7 protein-coding genes are annotated in these 8,179 nt (G+C 61.8%); 1 reads left to right on the top strand and 6 read right to left on the bottom strand.

Annotation, left to right across the window (positions count from 1 at the left end; translation table 11 throughout):
- Nucleotides 1–312: 312 nt before the first annotated feature.
- From J4E42_RS29200 to J4E42_RS29175, 6 genes are read right to left on the bottom strand one after another with little or no spacing between them, the layout of a single operon-like run.
- The gene (locus tag J4E42_RS29200) at nt 313–1,701 is read right to left on the bottom strand and encodes a sigma-54 dependent transcriptional regulator (RefSeq protein ID WP_207286773.1); all 1,389 of its coding nucleotides are present in this window, start codon (nt 1,699–1,701) and stop codon (nt 313–315) included.
- Nucleotides 1,691–3,463 (bottom strand): ATP-binding protein, encoded by a 1,773-nt coding sequence (locus J4E42_RS29195; protein ID WP_207286772.1) that lies wholly within the window; start codon nt 3,461–3,463, stop codon nt 1,691–1,693. The genes J4E42_RS29200 and J4E42_RS29195 overlap by 11 nt, the downstream gene beginning before the upstream one ends.
- Before the next feature lie 10 nt (nt 3,464–3,473).
- Nucleotides 3,474–4,601, bottom strand: a complete 1,128-nt coding sequence (locus J4E42_RS29190) for a GNAT family N-acetyltransferase (protein WP_207286771.1) — start codon at nt 4,599–4,601, stop codon at nt 3,474–3,476.
- Between the two features lie 14 nt (nt 4,602–4,615).
- Nucleotides 4,616–5,494, bottom strand: a complete 879-nt coding sequence (locus J4E42_RS29185; RefSeq protein WP_207286770.1) for a carboxylesterase — start codon at nt 5,492–5,494, stop codon at nt 4,616–4,618.
- Complete coding sequence (locus J4E42_RS29180) at nt 5,491–6,885, bottom strand: aspartate aminotransferase family protein (protein WP_008032198.1); 1,395 nt, start codon at nt 6,883–6,885, stop codon at nt 5,491–5,493. Before J4E42_RS29180 ends, J4E42_RS29185 begins: the two co-directional genes overlap by 4 nt.
- Nucleotides 6,878–7,591 (bottom strand): MtnX-like HAD-IB family phosphatase, encoded by a 714-nt coding sequence (locus tag J4E42_RS29175; protein ID WP_207286769.1) that lies wholly within the window; start codon nt 7,589–7,591, stop codon nt 6,878–6,880. Before J4E42_RS29175 ends, J4E42_RS29180 begins: the two co-directional genes overlap by 8 nt.
- A gap of 231 nt (nt 7,592–7,822) precedes the next feature.
- On the opposite strand from J4E42_RS29175, the gene J4E42_RS29170 reads away from it, so the two are divergent.
- Nucleotides 7,823–8,179 (top strand): MipA/OmpV family protein (locus J4E42_RS29170; RefSeq protein WP_207286768.1); only part of this gene is annotated, 357 nt, incomplete at its 3' end.

Genomic DNA, 8,179 nt, shown 5'->3' with positions numbered 1-8,179 from the left:
CGCCCCCTCGAGAGGCCGAGTGGAGGTTCTGCGCAGTGGGCAACCCGGCATGGATGCCGGGTTAGCCGCCCCCGGCCAGGGATGGCCGATGGCGGCGGGCCCACGGAGCAGGACCGGAGCGAGGGCATGCCGAGCCTTAGCGAGGCACCGAACGAAAGGGGCAAGAGCCCTTTGGTTACTTTGGGGCTTTTCCAAAGTGACTCGCCGTAAGGGCGAAACCAATACCCGCCGTTACCCCAGCAACGGATATGCCCCATTCAAAGCCCACGGTTAGCGCCCAAGTGAACAGCATTGCGCCCCCACAGGCAGGGATCAGCGCACAATCTTGTCCACATGAATCCCCAGCTTCTTCAACCGATACCAGAAGCTGCGCTCGGAAATCCCGATCAACTGCGCCGCGGCTGCCTGCACGCCGTTGCTCTGTGCCAGCGCCGCCAGAATGTAGGTTTTTTCCACCTCGGCCAGCGCCGCTTCCAGGTCTGCCGGCACGCTGCCCTCAGCGATCAAAGTGCCGCCGCCGTTGGCACTCGAAGCGAACAGATACGCCGGCAGGTCTTCCTCTTCAATCACCGCGCCCGAGGCGACAATGGTCGCCCGTTCCACGCAGTTCTGCAGTTCGCGAATATTCCCTGGCCATGAATACCGGGCCATGGCCTGCAACGCTTGCGCGCTGAAACCGCTGAAACGTTTGCCGGCCGCAGCCCCCAGCGTATGGGCGAAATGCCGGGCCAGCGGCGCAATGTCTTCAACCCGTTCGCGCAGGGCCGGCAGCGGAATCGGGAAGACGTTGAGGCGGTAGTAAAGGTCTTCGCGAAACTCCTTGTTGGCCACCGCGTCCAGCAGGTTCTTGTTGGTCGCCGCGATCACCCGTACATCGACCTTGCGCTCGCGCGGATCGCCCACCGGTTCGATCACTCGCTCCTGCAAGGCCCGAAGGATTTTTGCCTGCAGCGCCAGCGGCATTTCGCCGATTTCATCGAGAAACAGCGTGCCCTTGTCAGCCTGCTGAAAACGCCCGACGCGATCCGCCACCGCGCCGGTAAACGCGCCTTTGCGGTGGCCGAACATTTCGCTTTCCAGCAGCCCTTCGGGGATTGCCGCGCAGTTCACCGCGACAAAAGGTTTGTCGGCGCGATTGCCGTGGGTGTGGATTGCCCGGGCGACCATTTCCTTGCCGGTGCCGCTTTCGCCGGTCAGCAGAATGGTCGCGTTGCTTTCGCGCACCGAGTCGATGGCGTGCAGCACCCGTCGAAAGCTTGGGCTGTCGCCGATCAGGCTGTCGATCTGCCGGTGTTCGTCGAGCTCGGCGCGCATGCGCTGGTTGTCTTTGAGAATGTCGCGAAATTGCAGGGCCTTGTTGACGGTGATGTCCAGCTCGTCGATGTCGAACGGCTTGGCGATGTAGTCGAAGGCGCCGTTGCGCATCGACTGCACGGCGTTTTTCACCGTGCTGTAGGCGGTCATGACGATCACCGGCAACTGCGGAAAACGGCTTTTGATTTCCGCCAGCAGTTGCGGGCCGTCCATGCCGGGCATGCGCCAGTCGCTGATTACCAGGTCGATGTCTTCGCATTCCAGCACCTTGAGTGCGTGCAGGCCGTTGCCGGCGGTGAACACCACAATGCCGTTCTGACTGAGCGCCGAGGCCAGCAGGTCGCAGAGCTTGGGCTCGTCGTCGACCACCAGTACGTTATGTGTCATCGCTGCCCTCGTCGAAGTCTTCACCGTTGGCCGGAATGTACAGGGTGAATGTGGCCCCGGCATCTTTTTCACTGACGCATTCGATGCGCCCGTCATGACTCTCCATGATCGAGAACACCTTGGCCAGACCCAGCCCGGTGCCCGAGGCCTTGGTGGTGACGAACGGTGTGAAGATCCGTTCGAGCATGTCCGGTTCAATGCCTTGGCCGGTGTCGCTGATGCTGATCACCGTGTAGTGCCGGTCGCTGCTGATGCCCAGGGTCAGCCGCCCGCCGTCGGGCATGGCGTCGATGGCGTTGACGATCAGGTTCAGCCCGGCCTGCTTGATTTGCCGCGCGTCGGCGTAAAGCGTCGCGGTGGGCGATTGATCTTCGACTTGTACATCGATGTTGTGGCTGGCCAGCTCCGGCGCGCAGAAGCCGACCAGTTCATCCAGCAGCGGGCGCGCCAGTTGGGTCGAGCGCATCGGTGCGCTGGGTTTGGCGAAGTCGAGGAAGTCGGTGATCAAATCGTTGATCCGGCTGACTTCGCTGACCACGTATTCCAGATGACGCTTGTCGGTCTCGGGCAAATCGGCGCGCCGGTGCAGCAGTTGCGTGGCGGTTTTGATGATGCCCAGCGGGTTGCGGATTTCATGGGCCAGGCCCATCGCCACTTCGCCCAGCGCATGCAGGCGGTCACGCCGACGCAGTTGCGATTCCAGATGCTGCAACTCGCCGAGGCGTTCGCTCATGTGGTTGAAGGTGCTGCTCAGTTCCGCCAGTTCGTCGCCGCCGGTGACCGGCAGGCGTTGGCGATAATCCCCGGCGATCACCGCTTGTACGCCTTTGGACAACCCGCGCAACGGCTTGGTCAGGCGCTGCGAAACCAGCCAGCCGACCGCCAGGGACGCCGCCGAGCTGAGCAGGAAAATCAGGATGAACAGGTTGCTCTGATTGACCAGCCCGACCAGGCTGGTGTGGCGCAACAGGCCGCTGAAAATCACCCCTTGCAGCTCGCCGTTTTCGTTGAGGATCGGCCGGTAGATGCCGCTGTAGCGGTTGGTGAACTGCTCGATCGGTTGTTTGGTGCTGCGCAGGATCTGTTCGATTTTTTCCGGTACGGCCGCCGGGTGATCCTCGAAGCGCTGGGTGGAAAAAATCTCCGAGAAGTCATTGGCCTTGGCCAGATACAGACGCAGGTCCAGCGAGTGCACGTCGGCCACGCTGGTGAGGAAACTGTTGTCGAGGTAGGTGGCAATCACCAGTTTGTACTCGACACCGTCCTGATCCGTTTCGAAGGTCGAGACCACCGTGCCGGTCGCCACGCCACCGACTTGCAGGGTTTGCAGCACCGCCTTGGGCGCGGTGCTGATCTGGCGGACGATGTCGTCGGCGGCGGTGCTGAACACCACTTTGTGATCGCTGGTGCGCACCAGCGCCACGACGTCGATGCCCATGGAGTCGGCGATGTCGGTGGTCAGCTTGTCGTGTTTGTTCGCCTGCCGATCGGTGGGCGGGCGCGTGTAACGCAGGAACAGCTGCGCGACCCGGGCGTTGTCGCGCAGGATTTCGCTGATCTCGTCCTCGACGATCTTGGTCGATTCCTGCAGCCAGATGCGTACGTTGCTGTCGAAAATCTGCGACAGCGTGGTGGCCGCCAGTTCGGCGGCGATCATCGTCGGAATGACGCTGACCAGCCAGAACGCCAGCACCAGTTTGCGCTGCAGGCTCCAGCCGGAGAGGGCGAAAGGTCGAGCGTTGGTGCGTGAGTCTTTGGTCATTGTGCTTCGCTTATTGCTGCTCGCTGATCGCGGCGGCCATGGCAGGGTCGGAACGGTCCGGTCGGATAAACAATTTCACCACACGCAACAGGCTGTCGAGCAAGCGGTTGCGATGGCGGAAAAACACGGTGTTGCCGGTAAACGAGCAACCCAGGCGCAGCTTACTGGCATAACCGGCCTGGCCGCACGCGTAGATCGGGATGCCGTGCTCAATACAGTAGTCGACATTGGCCAGCCAGCTGCGCACGTAGAGATTGTGTTCGCGGGTCCGGGCCAGGTCGTGGGCGAAGAACTTGTCGACCAGTCGCAGTTCGTCGAACAGCACAAGGTTGAACGCCACCAGCTCTTCGCCGACCCAATACAACACGCACGCGGCACGTTCATCGAGGTGTTCCAGGACCTGGCGGAAGTAGCCGGGCGGCAGGCGTTCGAAAGTCAGGTCGCTGCGGCTCAGCGTGGCCTCGTAAAGCGCCATCATCCTCGGTAGAAGGTCATCGACCGAGCGCCGCCATTCGATGCGCGGCCCCTGGCCACGCAGGGTGCGGCGCAGGTCTTTGCGGGTGGATTTGCCGAGCGTGCCGAGGTAGGCGTCCACCGAGCCAAAACGGATCGGCAGCTCGGCGCTGGGCAGGCCGGGCATGCTTTGCAGACCCGCGTCCTGACACACCTGCAACCATTGCGGGTCGCGGTGAGAGGCATCCTTGACGGCCAGCAAACCGACCCCGGCCTGATCGGCATCGTGACGCGCCAGCCGTAACAATTGTTGAAGCAGGTCCACGCGCCGGGCCGGTTCGATGTGCGGTGCGGTCCCGACGTGGCACTGCTCGGCCACCGGCGAACCGAGGGCATACAGGCGCACGTCGAACAGCCCCGGCCACACGCGGCGCAGCCGTTCACTGATGCGTTTGCCCAGCCCCTGAACCGTGGTGTCCAGCGAGTAAGCGGTGGTGAACGCCACGGCCGCCGCGATCAATACCTCGTCTTCGTACAGCGCCAGATAGCGCCATTGAAAGTCTGCGATGCCAGCCCGTTCAACCGCCCGGTAGTAATTCCAATCCTCCAGCTCGGCAGGGAAACAGGCATTCCAGGCATCGCGGTCGATGGCCTCGATCGTCAAAAAGGCAAGGGCTGTGATCACATCGTTTCCTTGAGTCAGGCCAGTTGCCGATAGTCCTGGCGCATGGGTTTGGGGGCGCAGCGCTGTTGAATGAAACGTTGCTGGATGAAGTCCGCGCTCAGCTCCACCACGCGGCGGTATTGCAGGTCGACGGTGATCATGTGGTAGCAGTCGTCGAGCAGCACCTTCACCACCGGACCGCCGAGTTTGCGTTCCACATAATCGGCGTTCCAGCGGCTGGTGATGTCGTCTTCGCGCGAGTGCAGCACCAGCGTTTGCGTGGTGATCTGCGGCATGCGTTTTTTCACCGCCGCCACCAGTCGATGCAGTTCCCGGACACTCACCCCGGACATGGTCAGCAGCCCGGCATTGCTGCTCTCGCCAGCCTTCATCTGCCGCTCGACGATTGCTCGCAAGCGTTCGTCCTTGATGCCGAAAGGTGATTTTTCGTTGAAGCGGCACAGGTGCACGCCAAACGGAATCGCCATCAGCAACGGCGTGAGCACCGCGACTTTGGGCATGTTCCAGCCGTCGTAGCGCAGGGTCGTCGAATACAGCAACAAGCCTTCGATCTGCCCCGGATGCTCGGCGGCGAGGTACATCGACAGCACCGCGCCCATCGACAAACCGCCGACGAACACGTGCTCGTGTTTGCGTCGCACACCGATGAAGGTATTGCGTGCGCTCTCGTACCAGTCACGCCAACCGGTGGCTTGCAGGTCGGCGTTGTCTCCGCAGTGTCCGGCCAGCGTCGGCACGTACACCGTGCAGCCGGCCTTGGCCAGGCCGATGGCGACCCGACGCAACTCGGTCGGGGTGCCGGTGAGGCCGTGGATCAACAACACCGCGACCTCCCCGCTGCCGAGAACGAAACCGGCGCTGCCTTCGCCCATGTCGATCTCTTGCTCGTTCATCGTGTCATCGCCCGATGCAGCAAGCGGTCGAGCAGGGCGATGCCCAAATCGATTTCCGGATAGCTGATTTCCAGCGACGGCGCGAGGGTGATGACGTTCTTGTAGTAACCGCCCACGTCGAGAATCAGGCCCAGGCGTTTGCCGTCGATTTCGATGTCGCCCTTCATGCCTTCTTCGACCATGAAATCGAGCGTGGCCTTGTCCGGCGTGAAACCGTCCGGGCCGCAGATTTCGCAGCGCAGCGCCAGGCCCAGGCCGTCGACGTCGCCGATGATCGGGTAGCGTTTCTGCAAGTCTTTCAAGCCTTCGAGGAAGTACTTGCCCTTGTTCATGACCATCGCGCCGTAGTCGACTTCGCTGGTCATCTTGAACATTTCCAGGCCCACCGCCGTGCCCAACGGGTTGGAGGCGAACGTCGAGTGGGTCGAGCCTGGCGGGAAGATTTTCGGGTTGATCAACTCTTCTTTTGCCCAGATGCCGCCCAGCGGGTTGAGGCCGTTGGTCAGCGCTTTGCCGAAGACGATGACGTCGGGTTTGACGTCGAAGTGCTCGATCGACCACAGCTTGCCGGTCCGATAGAAGCCCATCTGGATTTCGTCGACCACCATCAGAATGCCGTGCTGGTCGAGCACATGCTTGAGTTCGCTGTAGAAATTCATCGGCGGAATCACGTAGCCGCCGGTGCCCTGGATCGGCTCGACGTAGAACGCGGCGTATTCGCTCTGGCCGACTTTCGGATCCCAGACGCCGTTGTATTCGGTCTCGAACAGGCGGGCGAATTGCTGCACGCAATGGCTGCCGTATTCTTCTTTGGTCATGCCTTTCGGGCCACGGAAGTGGTACGGGAACGGGATGAAATTGGCGCGCTCGCCGAAGTGGCCGTAGCGGCGGCGATAGCGGTAGCTGGAGGTGATCGACGAGGCGCCGAGTGTACGTCCGTGGTAACCGCCCTCGAACGCGAACATCAGGCTCTTGCCGTTGGTGGCGTTACGCACGACTTTCAGCGAGTCCTCGATGGACTGCGACCCGCCGACGTTGAAGTGCACGCGACCGTCGAGGCCGAATTTTTTCTTCGCGTCGACCGCAATCATTTCCGAGAGCTCGATCTTGCCTTTGTGCAGGTACTGGCTGGCGATTTGCGGCAGCGTATCGATCTGCTGTTTCAGCGCATTGTTCAGACGCGGGTTGGCGTAACCGAAGTTGACCGCCGAGTACCACATTTGCAAATCGAGGTAGGCCTGGTCTTCGGTGTCCCAGACGTAGGAGCCTTCGCATCGGCTGAAGATACGCGGTGGGTCGATGTAGTGAACGGTGTCGCCGTAGGAGCAGTATTTGGCTTCTTTATCCAGGAGGATCTGGTCTTCTGCGGTTGCGATTCGAATATCAGACATGGTGGAGGAGTTCCTGATTTTCTGCGTTGAAGGTTTCTACGTTGAAAGAGGTGGCGTTGGCGGCGCTGGCGCTTGGCAGCAAGGCCAGCAGCGCAGGCAGATCGGCGAAGCTGTCGAAGCGCGCATAGGCGATGCCGTTGCGCTCGCAGTGCTCGGCCAGGCGATCCTTGGCGAACACGAAATCGGCGGTGGCGGCCACGCACATGTCGGACTGGCCGTCGCCGATTACCAGTACCCGTTTGGTGCTGGGGGTGGACTTGCATTTGCAGTTGCCGGAGGCGGCGCGGCAGGCGTCGCTGGCATGGGGGAAGTCGATGCGCCAACTGTCGTGATCGAGTTGGCGCATGCGATTGGCGAGGATCGGCAAGAGGCTGACGTAGTTGCGCGCCAGGATCCGTGCGATGCCTTGTTCGATGCCGTCGCTGACCACTTCGAGGGAGGCGCCGAGGCCGATCACGTGGTCGACGAAGTCGGGGAAGTCCGGGTCGATCTCGACCGTGTCGAAGAACCCGAGCAGCTCGGACGGTGTGGCCTTGACCAGCGAGAGCTGGCGGCTGAGGCATTCACGGGAACCGATGTCGCCCGCCAGCCACTCGTTTTCGATCGCTTCCCAGCTCGGGTCGGCGAACCGTTGGAGGATGCTGTCGATCACGTCGGTGCGGGTGATGGTCCCGTCGAAATCACACACGATATGCCAGTCAATCATCTGCGTTACCTATCTTGTAAAAAGTGTGCGCCGGGTGTGCTGTCTGCGCTGCACAGGGGGTAGAGCAGGGACTGTGCCAACCGGGTTTGGCCCAGCGGGGGCGGGGTTCTGGCGTGTGTTCGTGTCTTCGAAGCTACAATTTTTGTAGGTCGCTACAAACAACATGAGTGCTTGCGCCGGGAGCGCGATCCGGGGATTGATGCGCGCATGTCCCGTTCAAGGAATTGCCTCATGTCGAGGATTACAGTTGCTCTTTTCGCCGCGCTGACGTGCCTTTCGGCCAACGTTTCAGCAGACGGCATCACCGGCGAAGCAGGGGGTGGCCTCAGCTATCAGCCGCACGACCCAACCGGCAGCCGTTACGAAACCCGGCCCGTGCCGTACCTCGATCTGGACTGGGGCGATGTCAGCCTGAGCACCGATGACGGGCTGACCTGGGACGCGTTCAACGCAAGTGGCTTCAGCGCCGGGCCGTTCCTGAATTACCTGCCGGGACGGACCTCCAACGGTGAGCTGCAAGGCTTGCGCGATGTGCCGGACATGGGCGAAGTGGGCGGGTTTGTGCAGTACGCGCCGGCTGACTTCTGG

The organism is Pseudomonas sp. FW300-N2A2, from assembly GCF_017351735.1.
GTDB classification, from domain to species: Bacteria; Pseudomonadota; Gammaproteobacteria; order Pseudomonadales; family Pseudomonadaceae; genus Aquipseudomonas; species Aquipseudomonas migulae.
The sequence above is the reverse complement of the archived record's forward strand: the minus strand, read 5'-3'. Positions and strand labels throughout refer to the sequence as shown.

Coding starts and splice junctions, on each gene's coding strand:
- J4E42_RS29200 (WP_207286773.1), bottom strand. CDS start 1,701: ATGACACATAACGTACTGGTGGTCGACGACGAGCCCAAGCTCTGCGAC.
- J4E42_RS29195 (WP_207286772.1), bottom strand. CDS start 3,463: ATGACCAAAGACTCACGCACCAACGCTCGACCTTTCGCCCTCTCCGGC.
- J4E42_RS29185 (WP_207286770.1), bottom strand. CDS start 5,494: ATGAACGAGCAAGAGATCGACATGGGCGAAGGCAGCGCCGGTTTCGTT.
- J4E42_RS29180 (WP_008032198.1), bottom strand. CDS start 6,885: ATGTCTGATATTCGAATCGCAACCGCAGAAGACCAGATCCTCCTGGAT.
- J4E42_RS29175 (WP_207286769.1), bottom strand. CDS start 7,591: ATGATTGACTGGCATATCGTGTGTGATTTCGACGGGACCATCACCCGC.